General features: G+C 43.7%; 13 protein-coding genes and 2 tRNA genes. 11 read left to right on the top strand and 4 right to left on the bottom strand.

All coding sequences use genetic code 11. The features are described 5' to 3' along the window. The first annotated feature begins 66 nt into the window (after nucleotides 1–66). The 3 genes from FTV14_RS00825 (at nucleotide 67) to FTV14_RS00835 (ending at nucleotide 5,225) form a co-directional block, all read left to right on the top strand. On the top strand, nucleotides 67–3,192 hold the full coding sequence (locus FTV14_RS00825; RefSeq protein WP_180052294.1) for an efflux RND transporter permease subunit: 3,126 nt from the start codon (nucleotides 67–69) through the stop codon (nucleotides 3,190–3,192). Between the two features lie 41 nt (nucleotides 3,193–3,233). Then, complete coding sequence (gene mgtE, locus FTV14_RS00830) at nucleotides 3,234–4,568, top strand: magnesium transporter (RefSeq protein ID WP_180052293.1); 1,335 nt, start codon at nucleotides 3,234–3,236, stop codon at nucleotides 4,566–4,568. Nucleotides 4,569–4,643: 75 nt separating this feature from the next. Next, nucleotides 4,644–5,225: a DUF4112 domain-containing protein gene (locus FTV14_RS00835; RefSeq protein WP_180053135.1), complete on the top strand. Its 582-nt coding sequence runs from the start codon at nucleotides 4,644–4,646 to the stop codon at nucleotides 5,223–5,225. A gap of 74 nt (nucleotides 5,226–5,299) precedes the next feature. Here FTV14_RS00835 and htpX read toward each other — a convergent pair whose 3' ends face one another. Then, nucleotides 5,300–6,205: a protease HtpX gene (htpX, locus tag FTV14_RS00840; RefSeq protein WP_166137792.1), complete on the bottom strand. Its 906-nt coding sequence runs from the start codon at nucleotides 6,203–6,205 to the stop codon at nucleotides 5,300–5,302. A gap of 178 nt (nucleotides 6,206–6,383) precedes the next feature. Then, entirely contained in the window at nucleotides 6,384–7,256 is an 873-nt protein-coding gene (locus FTV14_RS00845; RefSeq protein WP_200228892.1) for a lytic transglycosylase domain-containing protein, read from the bottom strand. Between the two features lie 501 nt (nucleotides 7,257–7,757). Between FTV14_RS00845 and ttcA the strand changes: the two genes are divergently transcribed. Then, nucleotides 7,758–8,684, top strand: coding sequence for a tRNA 2-thiocytidine(32) synthetase TtcA (ttcA, locus tag FTV14_RS00850; RefSeq protein WP_005236792.1), 927 nt, complete (start codon nucleotides 7,758–7,760; stop codon nucleotides 8,682–8,684). Between the two features lie 218 nt (nucleotides 8,685–8,902). Continuing rightward, nucleotides 8,903–9,289 carry an SCP2 sterol-binding domain-containing protein gene (locus tag FTV14_RS00855; protein ID WP_004784757.1) on the top strand — a complete coding sequence of 129 codons (387 nt, stop codon included), beginning with the start codon at nucleotides 8,903–8,905 and terminating at the stop codon, nucleotides 9,287–9,289. A 93-nt stretch (nucleotides 9,290–9,382) separates the two neighbouring features. On the opposite strand, the gene FTV14_RS00860 is transcribed toward FTV14_RS00855, so the two are convergent. Beyond that, entirely contained in the window at nucleotides 9,383–10,498 is a 1,116-nt protein-coding gene (locus FTV14_RS00860; protein ID WP_179992802.1) for a transglycosylase SLT domain-containing protein, read from the bottom strand. Nucleotides 10,499–10,862: 364 nt separating this feature from the next. Here FTV14_RS00860 and greB point away from each other — a divergent pair, with 364 nt between their 5' ends. From greB to FTV14_RS00875, 3 genes are all read left to right on the top strand, one after another. Further along, on the top strand, nucleotides 10,863–11,357 hold the full coding sequence (greB, locus tag FTV14_RS00865; protein WP_159123487.1) for a transcription elongation factor GreB: 495 nt from the start codon (nucleotides 10,863–10,865) through the stop codon (nucleotides 11,355–11,357). An 88-nt stretch (nucleotides 11,358–11,445) separates the two neighbouring features. Then, a tRNA-Ser gene (locus tag FTV14_RS00870) sits at nucleotides 11,446–11,536 on the top strand. 260 nt (nucleotides 11,537–11,796) lie between these two features. Beyond that, a tRNA-Ser gene (locus FTV14_RS00875) sits at nucleotides 11,797–11,887 on the top strand. Nucleotides 11,888–11,942: 55 nt separating this feature from the next. On the opposite strand, the gene FTV14_RS00880 is transcribed toward FTV14_RS00875, so the two are convergent. Next, a complete protein-coding gene (locus FTV14_RS00880) occupies nucleotides 11,943–12,896 on the bottom strand; it encodes a LysR substrate-binding domain-containing protein (protein ID WP_179992801.1) in 954 nt (317 codons plus the stop codon). Between the two features lie 257 nt (nucleotides 12,897–13,153). On the opposite strand from FTV14_RS00880, the gene FTV14_RS00885 reads away from it, so the two are divergent. From FTV14_RS00885 to epmA, 3 genes are all read left to right on the top strand, one after another. After that, a complete protein-coding gene (locus FTV14_RS00885) occupies nucleotides 13,154–14,377 on the top strand; it encodes an acyl-CoA dehydrogenase (protein WP_179992800.1) in 1,224 nt (407 codons plus the stop codon). A 211-nt stretch (nucleotides 14,378–14,588) separates the two neighbouring features. Next, nucleotides 14,589–15,656, top strand: coding sequence for a 4-phosphoerythronate dehydrogenase (locus tag FTV14_RS00890; protein WP_179992799.1), 1,068 nt, complete (start codon nucleotides 14,589–14,591; stop codon nucleotides 15,654–15,656). After that, nucleotides 15,653–16,633: an EF-P lysine aminoacylase EpmA gene (gene epmA, locus FTV14_RS00895; RefSeq protein WP_166137777.1), complete on the top strand. Its 981-nt coding sequence runs from the start codon at nucleotides 15,653–15,655 to the stop codon at nucleotides 16,631–16,633. Before FTV14_RS00890 ends, epmA begins: the two co-directional genes overlap by 4 nt. Nucleotides 16,634–16,658: the final 25 nt, after the last annotated feature.

The raw sequence follows: 16,658 nt of genomic DNA on the forward strand, positions 1-16,658 counted from the left end.
GCTATAGAAATCATCTATTCATGGCGTGTGCATCCTAAAGATGCATTTGATGGGGATTTCTGATTTATGTTGTCGCGCTTTTTTATTTATCGTCCCAAGTTTGCAGCGGTCATTGCAATTTTAATGATGGCCCTTGGGGTATTTGCACTTCAAAAAATTCCCATTGAACATATGCCAAATATGGATACGCCAGCTTTAGGCGTTTCCGCAGGTTATCGTGGTGCATCGGCTGAAACAGTTGAGCAATCGGTGACCCAGATTCTGGAACAGGCGGTAAAAGGCATTGAAGGTCTGGAAACTTTTCACTCCAGCAGTTCGGTGGGACGGGCCCAACTTACGCTGCAATTTGAGCCAGGAGTCGATCTTGATCAAGCCCAGTTACAGGTTCAAAACGCCGTGAATGGTGTATTGAGCCGCTTACCTGAAGAGACGCAGCAGGGCGGAGTCAATGTTTATAAATCAGGGTATGACCAGTTTGCACTATTAAGTTTATATGATGAGAGTGGGCAGAGTAGCGTTACCGAACTATCAGATTATTTGATGGTGCATGTCGAACCGCGTTTGTCACGTATTGAAGGTGTAGGGGAAATTGATCTGTACGGGGCAGGTTATGCCATGCGGATCTGGCTAAATCCGCATAAGTTGCATCAGTTTAACCTGATGCCAAGTGATATTCGTAATGCCATTGAAACCCAGAACGCACCATTGGCTTCAGGCGCAATTGGTGGTTTGCCAACCATGCAGGATCAATATCTCAATGCCAAGGTTAGTGCCGGTTCACGTTTAAGCAGTGTGAAAGAATTTGAAAATATCATCGTTAAAACCACAGATTCCGGTTCATTGCTGTATTTAAAAGATGTGGCACGGGTAGAACTAGGTGCAGAAAGTTATAACCACATTAACTATACCAACGGACAGCTCTCTTCAGCTTTATCGATTACTTTGGCGCCGCGGAGTAATGCTATTGCCGTGTCCAAACAGATTCAAGACGTATTAAAAAACGCTCAGGCCAATTTGCCACCGCACTATCAGTTGCAAATGACCATGGACAAAACTCCATTTATTACCAGCTCAATTGAACAGGTAGCTAAAACTCTGGTTGAAGCCATTATTCTGGTCATTGTGGTGATGTTTATCTTCCTGCAAAACTGGCGTGCCACGATTATTCCGGCCGTTACGATTCCGATTGTGGTTTTGGCGACCTTTGCAGTGCTGTATGTCTTGGATATGACTCTGAATAGTTTTACCTTATTTGCCCTGATTTTAGCCATTGGTCTGCTAGTCGATGATGCCATTGTAGTGGTGGAAAATATTGAACGCCTGATGCAGGACGAATATCTGGATGCCAAGGCGGCTGCCTTAAAGTCCATGCAGGAAATGAGTGGGGCACTGGTCGGTATTACATTGGTACTTACCGCAGTATTTATCCCGATGGCTTTCTTTGGCAGCATCACTGGGATGATTTATCGTCAATTTTCCATCACTTTGGTGGTAGCGATGTTGCTGTCTTTATTCGTGGCCTTGGTGATTACCCCGACATTTGCGGCACAATTATTGAAACGCAAATATCATCAGGCTCGCTGGGCGCAGCGCTTTAACCATGGCATGGATCAGCTCAATGCCGGTTACCAAAAAGTTTCAGCTCGAAGCATGCAATTGAAATTCACGATGTTGGCACTGTTTGGTGTGTGCATAATGGGCTGCGGCTGGGTATATAAGCATTTGCCGGAAGGCTTGATGCCCACCGAAGACATGGGCTTTGTCATGGGGCAGATCGTCATGCCGGGCAACGCACCGCGTTCAGAAGTCGAAAAAGTCGGGCGTGAAGTACAAGACTATTTAATGAAACATGAATCAGAACGCATTCAGAGTGTAGGCGTCTGGTATAGCGGCAACAACGTTGGTGTAGGCCCGTATCGTGGGCAGCTCTTTGTGGTATTAAAAGACTGGGCTGAACGTAAAAATCCTGAAGATTCGGTCTTTGCCATTGTCGATCGAGCACAGAAACACTTTGCCAATCATGCCAATGCCCAAATTTTCTTTATGGCGCCTTCCATGTCGAGTAATGGTCGTGTAGTCGATTTCTGGTTGCAAGACCTGGATTATAAAGGAGCTGAATTTTTACAGGAGGCATTTGGCCAGATTGAAGCGCGTGCCCAAGGCAAATCATCGATTGAATTTTTACAGCTGGACCAACCCAAAGAAAGTGCTGAGCTGAATATCAAACTTGATGCAGAACGCGTGTTAAAGCATTCCATTCCTCAGCAAAATGTAAACAGTACTTTGGCCGCAGCGTGGGGTGGAACTTACATCAATGACTTTATTGATCGCGGGCAGATTAAACGTGTGATTATGCAGGGTGAAGCAGAATACCGTTCCAAACCTGAAGATCTGGCCTTCTGGCATGTACGCAATCAAAAAGGTGAAATGCTGTCATTTAACCAGTTTAGCAGTCTGAATTGGCAGGGCGGGCCGAACAGTATTAACCGCTATATGGGCTATAACGCTGTTCCAGTCTATGCCGGGATTCCAAAGGACAAGTTTTCCAGTCAGACCATGCAGGATGTTGAAGCATTGGTAGATGCCCAGGAAGGTGTGAATCTGGCTTGGAGCGGAGCCGCATTGGAAGAAAAGCGCAGCAGCGGTCAGGCGATTTTCCTGTATGTGATTTCGATTGCCTTTATTTTCCTGTGTTTAACCACTTTATATGAAAGTTGGACCATTCCTGTGGCCGTGATCAGTGCCATTCCATTGGGCGTAGGTGGCAGTATCTTATTTTGCTGGATCTTTGGTTTCGCCAATGACATCTTTTTTCATATTGCCTTGCTGACGACGATTGGTCTGTCCTGTAAAAATGCCATTCTGATTGTGGAGTTTGCTGCACAGGCAGAGAAAGCAGGAAAAACCGCAATAGTTGCAGCTTTAGAAGGAGCAAGTTTGCGCTTACGGCCTATTCTCATGACTTCTATTGCTTTTGCTGCGGGAGTGATTCCTTTGATTTTTGCTTCTGGGGTCAGTGCGATCAGCCGTCAGGAAATTGGTGCCAGCGTTTTGGGCGGGGTCATTTTTGCAACTATTTTGGTATTATTCTTTATCCCGTTTATGTATGTGTTAATCCGAAACCTGTTTCGTGTCAAAGCAACAAATAAAGTTATACAAATCAATCAGGAAAATGAGGAATACTCACTCTAGGGCGGGTATGTTTCATACCTGCATGGAATGATGGTAGGGAAATGCAGCACCAAGAAAAAATACAGCAACTTCATGAGACTCTGCTGACAGGGGAAAATAATATTCATCAGCTTCTACAAAAGCTAAATATTGCCGATCAGGCCAGAATTTTGTCTGAGCTTGGACCAGCAGAACGCTGTCACCATTTCAAGCAGCTGGAACGTCAGGCAGAAGTACTGGAGTACTTACCACTGGCCATGCAAATCCAGCTGGCCTATCAATTTCCTCTGGAGCAACTGGCCAGTCTGATGGATGCCATGCATTCCGATGACTTCATTGATTTATACAAGCAGATGCCCTGTGAAGTACAGCAGCAGTTACTTGGCAAATTATCTACCCAGTCGCTACAAACCCTGCGAGAGCTGCATGCTTATCCGGAAGAAACAGCCGGTGCATTAATGAGTTCAGACTTCGTCACGTTTGCTCCCGAACTGAGCATGATGGAGGCGATTGAAACGCTACGTGATATTGCGGGGAATCATGACACTTTATATCTGATCTATATCGTGGATGAGAAACAGCATCTGCTCGGTGTGATTTCCTTGCGACAAATTATTCAGGCACGGCCGGATGCCACCATTAATGAGGTCATGACCACAGATGTGGTCTATGCCACAGTGGATGAGGATCAGGAGCAGGTCGCCCGTACCTTGGCCTATTATGATTTTATTGCCTTGCCAGTGGTCGACGCGACCCAGAAGCTGGTCGGGATTATTACCTATGATGATGCCATGGATATTGCAGAGGCAGAAAGTACTGAAGATATTTTAAAATCCGGTGCAGTGACGCCTTTGAATGAACTGAGTCTGAAAACCGCACCGATTCTCAGATTGTATCAAAAACGGGTATTCTGGCTGGTCATTCTGGTGTTTGGCAGTCTGCTCTCCGGAATCGGGATTGCTCATTTTGAAGATATTATTTCCACCCATATTGTGCTGGTATTTTTCTTGCCATTATTGGTGGGAAGCGGCGGGAATGCTGGTTCGCAATCTGCCACCTTGATGGTGCGTGCCTTGGCAACAGGCAATGTGCAGTTTAAGGACTGGTTTAGCCTGCTGGGTCGTGAATCCCTGGTTGCGTTATGTCTGGGTGGAACGATGGCCATTGCTGTATCAATCTTGGGTTATATTCGAGGTGACTGGATGGTCGCCATCGTACTTGCTTTAAGTATGTTAGGTATTGTGCTGATGGGCTGTCTGATTGGCATGAGTTTACCCTTTATTCTCAACAAGCTGAAAATGGACCCAGCCAGTGCATCAGCACCGCTGGTAACGTCGATTTGTGATGCCACTGGGGTGATTATTTACTTGTTTATTGCCTCTCAATTATTGTTTTAAATACCTAGCAATTACAGCTTAAATAGAAAAAATACTTTATGCTCAATTACATCAGCTTCATTTCTGGAAGAACCTATGCCTGATCCCGGACAAAAAAATAAATTGAGCCAACAGGATGTCATTCGTCTGGAGCGGGATCTGGCCAAGTTTGCCAATATGATGGATTCGGTGGTACGGATTCCATTTACCAAGCAGGGCGTCGGGGCAGATGCTGCTTTGAGTACCATTCCGGTAGCTGGAGATATCGCAGGTTTTGTATTGACCAGTTATGCGATTTATAAAGCCCGTCAGATCGGGGTGCCAAGTGAAAAATTAAAGCCAGTCCTGAAAATGGCCGTCATGGATGCTGTGGTCGGCTTTATTCCTCTAGCAGGAACAATATTTGATATTTTTATTCGTCCTAGCCGTAAGGCACTGGATATTGTGCATCAGCATATCCGGGACGAATACCAGATCCGTACCGATCATCATGTGGTACATCCATTTCTGCATGAAAGTTTGGAACGCAGACAACAGCAATCTGCTTTCTGGCGTAATCCTGTGGTGGCCTGGATCTGGATTCATCTACCAGATATCTTAGGAACTTTCTTTTTGATTCTGTTAATTATGGCCATTGGCTGGGGCACAATGCAGCTCTTTCAATGGTTTAAAGCCTGAAGGTTTATAAACCTAAACTTAATAAAAAAGCCTGCAAATGCAGGCTTTTTTCTATCAAGCAATCAATGCGTTGCTTAAGGGCAATCGAGTTGTTGCAAAGCAGCAACACGTTGTTCAATCGTTGGGTGAGTCTGGAACAGTGCCGCCAGACTAAAACCTTGTTCCTGACCAGCAGAAATTGCAAAGGCTTTCATTTCTTTCGGCATAGTATCCGGCATTTCTGATTCCGCCTGTAAACGTAATAACGCTGAAATCATCGCCTGTTTGCCTGCCAAACGTGCACCTGCTTCATCAGCACGATACTCACGGTAGCGTGAGAACCACAGCACGATCGCTGAAGCCATAATACCAAATACGATATCCAGCACAATGGTAATCACAAAATAGCCAATACCCGGTGCCTCACCTTCTTCACGACCGAAGATCGTACGGTCTACAAAGTCGCCAACTACACGGGCAAAGAACATGACAAATGCGTTGACTACACCTTGGATCAAGGCCAGTGTCACCATATCGCCATTGGCAACGTGACCAATCTCGTGTGCCAGTACTGCACGAAGTTCGTCTTTATTCATGCGTTCAAGCAGACCCGTGGACACAGACACGAGCGCATCGTTCTTGTTCCAGCCTGTTGCAAAGGCATTTGACTGATAAGATGGGAAAATACCCACTTCCGGCATTTTAATGCCAGCGCGCTGAGAAAGTTGCGCAACTTCTTGTAATAACCATGCTTCTGCCTGGTTACGAGGGGCATTTGGGTCAATCAGTTCAGTACCGGTTGTTTTTTTCGCCATCCATTTAGACATGAACAGGGAAATCAGTGATCCCACCATACCGAACACAAAACAGATCACCAACAGGTTGCCTAGATTCAAGCCACCCGCGCCATGGTAACTACCGACACCGAAGAGTGACAGGATAATGCCAGCTACAACCAGTACCGCGAGGTTGGTTAGCAAGAACAAACCAATCCGCATCATTGAGAAATCCTCTTATTATAAAAAAATAATCTGATTAGCAAATGAAAATCATTGAAATCAATATGGGGTGAAATGACTAAAAATTCAAGAAAAAAAATGGCCCTAGATCACAAAACACAGCTTTATTTTTTGCTGCATTTTCGCTAAGGCTATTTAGAATCAAATGATTTTGATTTATTTATTCACTTAAATAAATTTTAGCTGCTGCTGTTGCATTCGCCGTTGCATAAGAACCCATCGGTGCATCGGTATAACTGCCATCAGAATTCATAATAATCTGACGCTGATACTTGGCTGCCTGAATGTGTGAAGTACTGCTGCTATCATTGGAGTAGTTCGCTGAACTGGCAATGATGCGACCTTCACTGGATGATGTGCTAGACGTGGTTGTACTTGCACTCAGGCCATGAGTATACAGATTTTGATAACGGCTGGTCACACGGCGTACATAATCCTGAGTCTCCCGGAAAGGCGGGATTCCACCATATTTGCTGACATTGCCTTCACCGGCATTGTAGCCCGCCAGTGCCAGGCTGGTATTGCCATTAAAACGCTTTAATAACCAAGCCAGATATTTAGCACCCGCCATAATATTCTGATGAGGATCATAGGCATTGCTGACATTAAAGCGACGTGCTGTGGCCGGCATCAGCTGCATCAAACCTTGTGCACCCACAGGGGAGCGGGCATGGGTATTAAAGCCGGATTCAGTATGCATGACTGCTTTAATTAAACCTTCAGACACACCATAAGTCTGGGCGGCCTGACGAATGATCGAATCAAAAGCGTTCTTATTCTTGCTATAGCTAGGCAAAACTGACGACTCGCTGCTGCCCCAGTTACTATAGCTATGAATATTGCTATCCGGATAATAAGTCTTCTTTTCGACCTGAAGATGATTATAACGGCTCTTCTTATTGGTCAATAAGGTACTGCCGTTTTTATCACGCAACTGATAGATGGTTTCGCCGGCATACACCAAATGACTGCAGCCCAGCATAAGCAAGCTACCGATCAGTTGACACCCCAAGAAATACGTCTTTATTTTCATTGTTTATATTTGATAAATAATAAGCTAGAAAAATTCATGGATGAGTTTAACAAAAAATTACGTAATGCACAGCCTTATACGCTGCATTTATAAACGAGTATGTAAACGGGAACAGCTGTCAATATTTTGAACATTAAAATATTTTTTTTATTTAATTTAAAACCTTAGGGTTGACAGCTTTAAGTTATTGATTTTAATAATAAAATAAATTGATTAAAAAATGATCAATTTAAAGAAAAGCCTTAAATTTTGAGGTGAACAAGTTGTCAAGTCCATTTCAATCCACAAAGTTATCCACAGCTTTTGTGGACAACTGTGGAAAAGTCCAAAAGATAAGCATCTCGCTTAAAAATTGAACTAAATCGTTCAATATATCAATCTAAATAAAACATGAAAATGAAACTAATATGGCATTTGTATGAAAATAAATTCTTTTGATGCGATACGGAACCGAATCAGCTAAAATTGCGCGGTATTTCTATTTATGGGTTATTCTCGTCTATGTACTCGCCAGTTGAATCCGAGCAAGGATTTAATTTCAAACCTGAACTGCCAACAAGCTCTGCCTACTACCGTTTGTTGAAGAAGCTTCGCCGCCAGGTCGGACATGCCATTCGCGACTTCAAGATGATTGAAGACGGCGACAAGGTCATGGTGTGTATTTCTGGTGGTAAAGACAGTTATACCTTGCTTGATATCCTCCTTCAGTTTAAACGCATTGCACCAATCAACTTTGATGTGGTGGCGGTTAACCTGGACCAGAAACAGCCCGGTTTCCCGGAAGATGTATTACCGCGTTATTTAGAAGAAAATAACATTCCGTATTACATCTTGGAAAAAGATACCTACAGCATTACCAAAAAACTGACACCGGAAGGTAAGACTTACTGTGCAGTATGTTCACGTCTGCGCCGTGGTTCTTTGTACGGTTTTGCTCAGGAAATTGGGGCGACTAAAGTGGCGCTGGGTCATCACCGTGATGATATTTTGGCAACATTCTTCCTGAACCTGTTCCATGGGGGCAGCCTGAAAGCCATGCCGCCAAAACTGCTGTCTTCTGACAAAAAGAATATCCTGATTCGTCCATTGGCCTATGTGGAAGAAAAAGACATCATCAAATATGCACAGATGCGTCAATTTCCAATTATTCCATGTAATTTATGTGGCTCTCAGGAAAATCTTCAACGTGCCATTATCAATGACATGTTACGTGAATGGGATAATGCACATCCAAAACGTCTGCACAGCATCTTTGGTGCCTTGCAAAATGTTTCACCATCTCAGTTAGTTGACCGCGAATTATTTGATTTTGAAATTCTGGATAGCCAGCGCGAATTCGATTTCAAAGGCAGCTGTTCAACTGAAGAGGCGGTAGAAGGTGAGAACCGCCGCATCAATATGGTCAATTTGGGCTTTGCAGCGGACTAATCGACCTATATAAAGTTAAGCCGATACAGGCATGGGCTACGGCCGATGCCTGAATCAAAAATAACACAAGATAAGAACTATAAAAATTGAACGGTGCGTACAAAATTCGTTAGCCTTTGCCATAATGATCATGTTATAACAAGTCACAAGCATAATAGCTTCAACCTGATGTCGTCTGGATAGTCGACACAAATGAATAAATAAATTGAGGAAAGATCATGCCTGCTTTTTTAACTGATGATTGGTTTTCGACTGTAGACACGCTCACTGCACAAGCTGGTGATTTGGATTTGCCACCTGCTTTGGCGAATCTGGCAATTAATTTGGTCGTTGCAGACACTACAGGTAATACAGAATTATCTTTGGAAGGTGGCGCGATTAAAAAAGGTTTATCTCCAAATGCGAAAACAACATTGAACATGGATGGTGAAACCTTACGTAAAGTTTTCCTTGAGTTTGATATGGCGGCTGCAATGCAAGCCTTCATGACAGGTAAAATCAAGGTGCAAGGCGATATGTCTCAATTGATGGCATTGCAAACAGCGAAGCCAAGCCAAGCACAAAAAGACCTGTTCAAGAAAGTACTTGAAAATACCACAGCTTAATAGTCTTGATCTAAAAAGCTGTAGTAACAAAAAAAGCTTACCCTGAGGTAAGCTTTTTTTATGGCTGAATAACTAGATTTAAATTGATCAGGCTTAAATATTCACCAGCTGTGGAGTAGTCTTGATGTGTTCCAGATAGGCACGGATACGGGTCACGTATTGCAGGGCCTGACGGTAACGACCATTACTGGCTTTATTCTGTTCCAGATAAGCATACAGGTTTACCCAGTTATTCGGATTCTTGCCTTGGGCCTGAATACGTTTTTGCAGCTGATTCACAGCACCTGGGCCCATGTTATAGGCAACTAAAGCAAACCAGTTACGATCCGGATAAGGGATATGTTCATAACGGCTCAGCATCTGGTCATAGTATTTGGCACCCCCATCAATACTTTCGCCTGGGTCTGTCCGGTTACTAACCCCCATCGCTTTTGCGGTAGAGCTTGTGAGCATCATCAGACCGCGGACACCGGTGGGAGATACGGAGTTTGGCTTTAGATAGGATTCCTGGTAACCGATCGCGGCGAGCAGGTGCCAGTCCAGATCGTACTGCTGAGCAGATTTCTGGAAGCTTGCCTTGTATGTGGGGAGGCGCTGGTTCAGGTCCTGTTGAATTTCATCCCAAGAATGTTCTTCTACCACATTCTGATTGTAGAAGGATGCAAGCTGCTTGATCGCACCGCTTTGTTTGCCTTGACATACAAAAGCACTGGCGGTTTGACTCAAGGGATCACTGGCTGATTTAAATACCAGATTCAGATTGGAATTCAGTCCATTACTGGCCAGTGCAGACTCATCACCACAAGTGGCAGAAAAAGCTGTTAAACGCTGTTGTTCAATCGTACCCAGATCAGTGGTGGTCATGGCCAGATTGGCTTTGCCTTGGGCTACCCATTTCAGGGCCGTGGCATTATCCGGAACAGTTTTAAAATCCAGCTTAACATTCAGGCTGTTGGCATAGTTACGAACCAGGTCATAACCAAAGCCATGCTGATGTTGTCCATCCTGAAACACAGTCGTTGGACTTTGAACTGTGACGACGGTGAGTTTGTTGCTATTGACCACATGATCATATTGAAATGTGGTTTTAGTGGCATTGATACTATGAAAGGGGATAAGTGCCGTACTCAGTACCAGTGCTTTTACAGGGAGAGAAGAGATAAAAGAGCTAAGGCAAAGCCTCGACCCAGTGGTTGAACTACTGTGCATGTTGTCTCCGCTACAAGTAATTTATGCCCTAAAAATCACAGCCAATACTAGCCAGAAACTTTTAAAAGTTTGATAAATTCAATAAGGGTTGGGCAGTCATGACGTCATTCAAAAATGACTAAATTGATCGGGAAATATGTAGAAAAACTACATAGATTAAAAAATAAGCGATTCCAAAAGTAGGGTGCATATTAAAGATCAAAAAATGAATTGTCAAATTTTGTACATAATTTATTTTTTAAATGTAATTTAAGTTATTAAATTTATTGAAGAAAAAAATTGCATATTCTGGCTTGTCCTAAAACTCCAAATAAAATAAGCTCTTAATGTCTAAAAACTGGTTCAAAATTGGCAATTAAAATACATGAAATCTAACCTGATTACCCGTGGTGGACATGATAAATTGGTGGCAGAACTTAAAAATCTCTGGCATGAAGAACGTCCTGAAATTACCAAAAAAGTGAACTGGGCAGCCAGTCTCGGCGACCGTTCGGAAAACGCAGATTACCAGTATAACAAACAGCTTTTACGTAAAATTGATCGTCGGGTTCGTTATCTGGGCAAGCGTTTGGAAGAGCTGCGAATTGTCGATTTTTCTCCTGAACAGGAAGGCAAAGTTTATTTTGGTGCCTGGGTCGAAATTGAAAATGAACAGGGTGAGCAAAAGAGCCTTCGGATTGTGGGCGTCGATGAAATTTATGATCATCATCCGCAGCATATTTCGATTGATTCACCCATGGCACGTGCCCTGTTAGGCAAGTCAGTGGATGATGAAGCTGAGGTGATGACACCATCCGGCAAGAAACTCTGGTTTATCAATTCAATTCGCTATGAAAAGCCAGAAAATTCAGAAGATTAATGAAATTGATTTTATTTTGTGCAGTTGATGCAGAGAAATTGGAAAAATATTTGCCAAGCGCAATTTTTATTTATATGATGGCGGCCATGGAAGCGTGGCAGAGCGGTTTAATGCACCGGTCTTGAAAACCGACGAGGGCTTATACCCCTCCGTGAGTTCGAATCTCACCGCTTCCGCCAGATACGAAAACCCCGATCATTGATCGGGGTTTTTATTTTTAACTCATTAAAATGATTTTAAATTTTCATTGTTCAAAATGATGTGAATATTAAGGCTAAATTCATTCTGAAAATAAAAATATCAGCCCCTAAATCTTATGTATAAAATTTTATCTACTCTAAAATTTTCGTCTGATTTTTAACTGAATGAACTGATTTTTACAGAAGTTTTGCGAAAATTTATTGCCAAAAAACAGAAATATTTATATGATGGCGGCCATGGAAGCGTGGCAGAGCGGTTTAATGCACCGGTCTTGAAAACCGACGAGGGCTTATACCCCTCCGTGAGTTCGAATCTCACCGCTTCCGCCAGATACGAAAAACCCCGATCATTGATTGGGGTTTTTTATTGTCTGATCATTGGGGTTTATAGGTCAGACTCAGATGGAAGGCTGCCCTGAATTTCCTGTTGTATCCATGCAACAAATTTTTCAATCAGCGGTGAGCTTTCCTGACTGGAATGGACCAGATAATAGCCTCGTTTCTTTTCTAAGGTCTTACTGGATACCAGCACCAATTCCTGTCGCTTTAATTCTTTTTCAATTAGCATTTGCGGGATCAAGGCCATTCCCATGCCATGGCTAGCCACTACAGCGAGCATAGAAAACAGTTCATGTCGTTGCCCCTGCAAAGGATTTGGATGTTGGATCTGATGTAGCTTGAACCAGTCTTCCCAGATATTCGGCCGGGTGGTTTGCTGTAATAAAGGGAGTTGAACCAGTTGTTCAGCACTTAAGTCATAGCTGTAGTCATTAATCTTTTGTGCATCGGGAAAATACTGTTGAATCAGGTCAGGTGCACAGACAGCAACTACATCTTCATGCATTAGAAAATGGCTATGCGTACCAGGCCATTGTTCGACCTGTTGAGGTGTTCCTGCATAAATAGCAGCATCGAAAATCTGTTCCTGAAACAGAAAAGGGCGGGTGCTGGTTTCCAGATGTATCGTAATTTCAGGATACAGCCGATTAAAGCTCTGGAGTTTAGGTAATAGCCAGCGAGTCGCAAACGTAGGCACTACGCCCAGTTTTAAAGTACCGCCGCGCCCTTGATGCGTAATGACATCCAGTGTTGACTGTTCCAGTCCTTTGAGATGCGGAGTGATACTTTTTAAATATTGCTGTCCAGCATGATTGAGTTCTACACCATGCCGCGTACGGGTAAATAAAGCCGTGCCTAAATACTCCTCCAGTTGCTGGATCTGGCGTGAAACTGCACTTTGGGTTAAAAACAGTTCCTGTGCAGCATAGGTATAACTGGCATGACGTGCAGCAGTTTCGAAACAGATCAGCGCTTGCAGGGAAGGTATTTTTCTACGCACCTGTTCCTCCTTGAACTTAAAATGGTCAGATATCAATAAATGGTATATCAATCTAATACTACTATACGACTTTGGTATAAAAAATAGGCAAATTAGCTATGAAAATAATTTCTAGAAATAGCAACTTATATAAGGTATGCATAAAGTGCATAGCTACATGCAAATTTATTGTTTGAACAAGTCATGATTCATGCCTAGAGTCAATCTGAAGGATAAAACAACATCATCTAATAGATGAAGGATTGGCAGGGAATATTATGAATCAAATGGTCGATACGAAAAAAACCAGCAAAGTCTATTTTAACTGGCAGGATCCATTTTTACTGGAACAGCAACTGACTGAAGAAGAACGCATGATCCGTGACAGCGCGCATGCGTACTGTCAGGATAAGCTGATGCCACGTGTACTAGAACAGTTCCGCCATGAAAAAACTGATCCAACCATTTTCCGTGAAATGGGTGAACTCGGTCTGTTGGGTCCAACCATTCCAGAACAATACGGCGGTGCAGGTTTAAACTATGTCAGCTATGGTCTGATTGCTCGTGAAGTAGAACGTGTAGATTCGGGTTACCGTTCTATGGCCAGCGTGCAAAGTTCTCTGGTGATGGTGCCCATCAATGAATTTGGTTCTGAAGAACAGAAACAGAAATATTTGCCAAAACTGGCGAGCGGTGAATATATCGGTTGTTTCGGTCTGACTGAACCAGATCATGGTTCTGATCCGGGCAGCATGATTACTCGTGCCAAAAAAGTCGATGGTGGTTACCGTCTGACTGGCGCAAAAATGTGGATTACCAACAGTCCGATTGCGGATGTCTTTGTGGTTTGGGCGAAAGAAGTGTCTCCTGAAGGCAATGTCGGTGATATTCGCGGCTTTATTTTAGAAAAAGGCTGGGAAGGGCTTTCTGCACCAGCGATTCACGGTAAGGTTGGCCTACGTGCTTCGATCACCGGTGAAATCGTGATGGACAATGTTTTTGTACCAGAAGAAAATGCATTCCCGGAAATCCGTGGTTTGAAAGGTCCATTTACCTGTCTGAACAGTGCTCGTTATGGTATCGCCTGGGGTGCGATGGGTGCAGCTGAATTCTGCTGGCATACAGCGCATCAATACACCATGGACCGTAAACAGTTCGGCCGTCCATTGGCTGCGAATCAGCTGATCCAGAAAAAACTGGCAGACATGCAAACTGAAATTGCATTAGGTCTACAAGTGGCTTTACGTTTTGGCCGTATGAAAGACGAAGGCATTGCTTCAGTAGAAGGCACTTCACTGATCAAGCGTAATAACTGTGGTAAAGCTTTAGACATTGCCCGTTTAGCGCGTGACATGATGGGTGGTAACGGGATCTCTGATGAATTTGGTGTAGCTCGTCATCTGGTGAATCTGGAAGTGGTCAACACTTATGAAGGTACACATGATGTACACGCCTTGATTCTAGGTCGTGCGCAAACAGGTATTGCTGCATTCTCCAATTAAAAAAGGAAACTTTTTCGTGCAGGGTATGGCTTTCAATCGCCTAACCCTGCGTCATTTTCTTACTCCAATTACACTCCTTTGCCGAAGTGATGTTTGACTTCGGCATTTTTTATATCTCTATGTTTGCAAGAATTCATCTAAAGCTTGAGTGAAAATAGTCACATCCCGGTTGACGCGGTATGATAGACAGATTCAGGCGTTGGAACAGATTATGAAAATTGTCGCAGATGAAAATCTGGCATTTACCGATTATTTCTTTGCAGAATTTGGCGATATTCAGCATCGTGCAGGAAGAACTCTCACTTCGGAAGATGTAAAAGATGCCGAGGCTTTATTGGTCCGTTCCGTGACCAAAGTCAATGCAGCACTCGTACAGGACAGTCAGATTAAATTCGTCGGCAGTGCCACCATTGGTACAGATCATCTGGACATTGCTGCACTAGAACAACAGAACATCCGCTGGAGCAATGCACCCGGTTGTAATGCGCAGGCGGTAGCTGAATATGTGATTACGGCTCTATTATATTTACAACCCCAATTGATCAATGCAAATAAAGATTTCACCTTGGGTATTGTCGGTCTAGGAAATGTCGGTTCGCGTTTAGCAACAATGGCCAAATTGCTAGGCTGGAATGTGATTGCCTATGATCCCTTTGTACAGCGCGATCAGGTTCATCAGGTTGAATTTGAAGAACTGCTAAAAACTGCAGATGCCATTTCCATTCATGTACCTTTAACCAAAACAGGTCAGCATCCAACTTATCATTTAATTAATGCTAATGCTCTTGGACAAATGAAGCCTGAAGCCATTTTAATTAATTCAGCGCGTGGGCCAGTCATTGAAGAAGCAGCACTAATTGCTGATATTCAGGCAACTCAACGTCAGGTTGTACTGGATGTGTTTGAGCATGAACCGGAAATTTCTGAACAGTTGCTGAATCTGATTACTTTGGTGACGCCGCATATTGCAGGTTATAGTCTGGAAGGTAAGGCACGCGGTACTCAAATGATTTACGACGCATTTTGCCAGACTTTCGGCTTTGAGATTAATAAGCAGTTTGAAAGCCAGTTGCCTGTCTGTGAACAGTTTTTCCAGAATCAGGATTTAAAACTGGCGCTACAGCAGCATTTAACCCAGATCTATGATATCGCCCGTGATGATGCCAATCTGCGTGCCTGTTTAAAAGATGGCAAAGTCGATCAGAAAGCATTTGATCATTTACGCAAGACTTATCCTTTACGCCGTGAATGGGCCGCTCATGGAGGGCCAAAGGCATGAGTCAGATTGTATCTTATCAACCGACCTGCGACTTAAAAGCCATTAAAGCACGTGCCAACATGTATGCCCAGCTCCGTCAGTTTTTTGCTGAACGTGACGTGCTGGAAGTAGAAACACCGATTTTATCTCAGGCTGGTGTGACCGATGTGCACCTGGCTTCGATTCAGGCCCAGCGTCATGTCATGGGTAAGCTCGGCACACATTATCTACAGACCTCACCTGAATTTGCCATGAAACGTTTATTGGCGAGTGGTAGTGGACCGATTTACCAGATCTGTAAGGTGTTTCGGGATGATGAACACGGCCGCAAGCACAATAGTGAATTCAGCATGCTGGAATGGTATCGTCCGGCCTTTAGTCTGAAAGATCTGATGTTTGAAGTGACAGATCTGTTAAATGTGACGCTTAAGGCACGTTTTGGAGAAATCCGCCCCACTGTGCTCAGCTATAAACATGCCTTTATGGATCGCCTGGATCTCAATCCTTTACAGGCCACTTTGCAGCAACTCAAAGATTGCTGTCGCAGGGTAGGTCTCAATCTGGACTTGGGGGATGACCGTTTAGGGTATATCGACCTTTTATTCTCGCATATGGTCGAGCCAAGCCTGGGTTTCGATACGGCTGTATTTCTGACAGATTTTCCACCGGAACTGGCATCATTGGCTAAAACCAGAATCGATGAAGATGGGGAACTGGTTGCGGCCCGTTTCGAGTTGTATATCGAAGGGCTGGAACTGGCCAATGCTTATGATGAGCTGATTGATGCTGAAGTTTTGCGTTCCCGCTTTGAAGCAGATAATGCAGAACGGGCAGTGCTTGGCTTGCATGTCATGCCGATTGATGAGTATTTGCTGGCGGCATTGCCACAAATGCCGGAATGTTCAGGTATTGCCCTAGGTCTTGATCGCTTGCTGATGATTGCAACCAATCAGATGAAATTGGAAAAAGTGATTACTTTCCCTGCTGAAATTTCATAAATTAAACCCACGATTGATCAGCTGG

Origin of the sequence: Acinetobacter sp. YH12236 (genome assembly GCF_013417645.1) — a bacterium.
Classification (GTDB): Bacteria; Pseudomonadota; Gammaproteobacteria; order Pseudomonadales; family Moraxellaceae; genus Acinetobacter.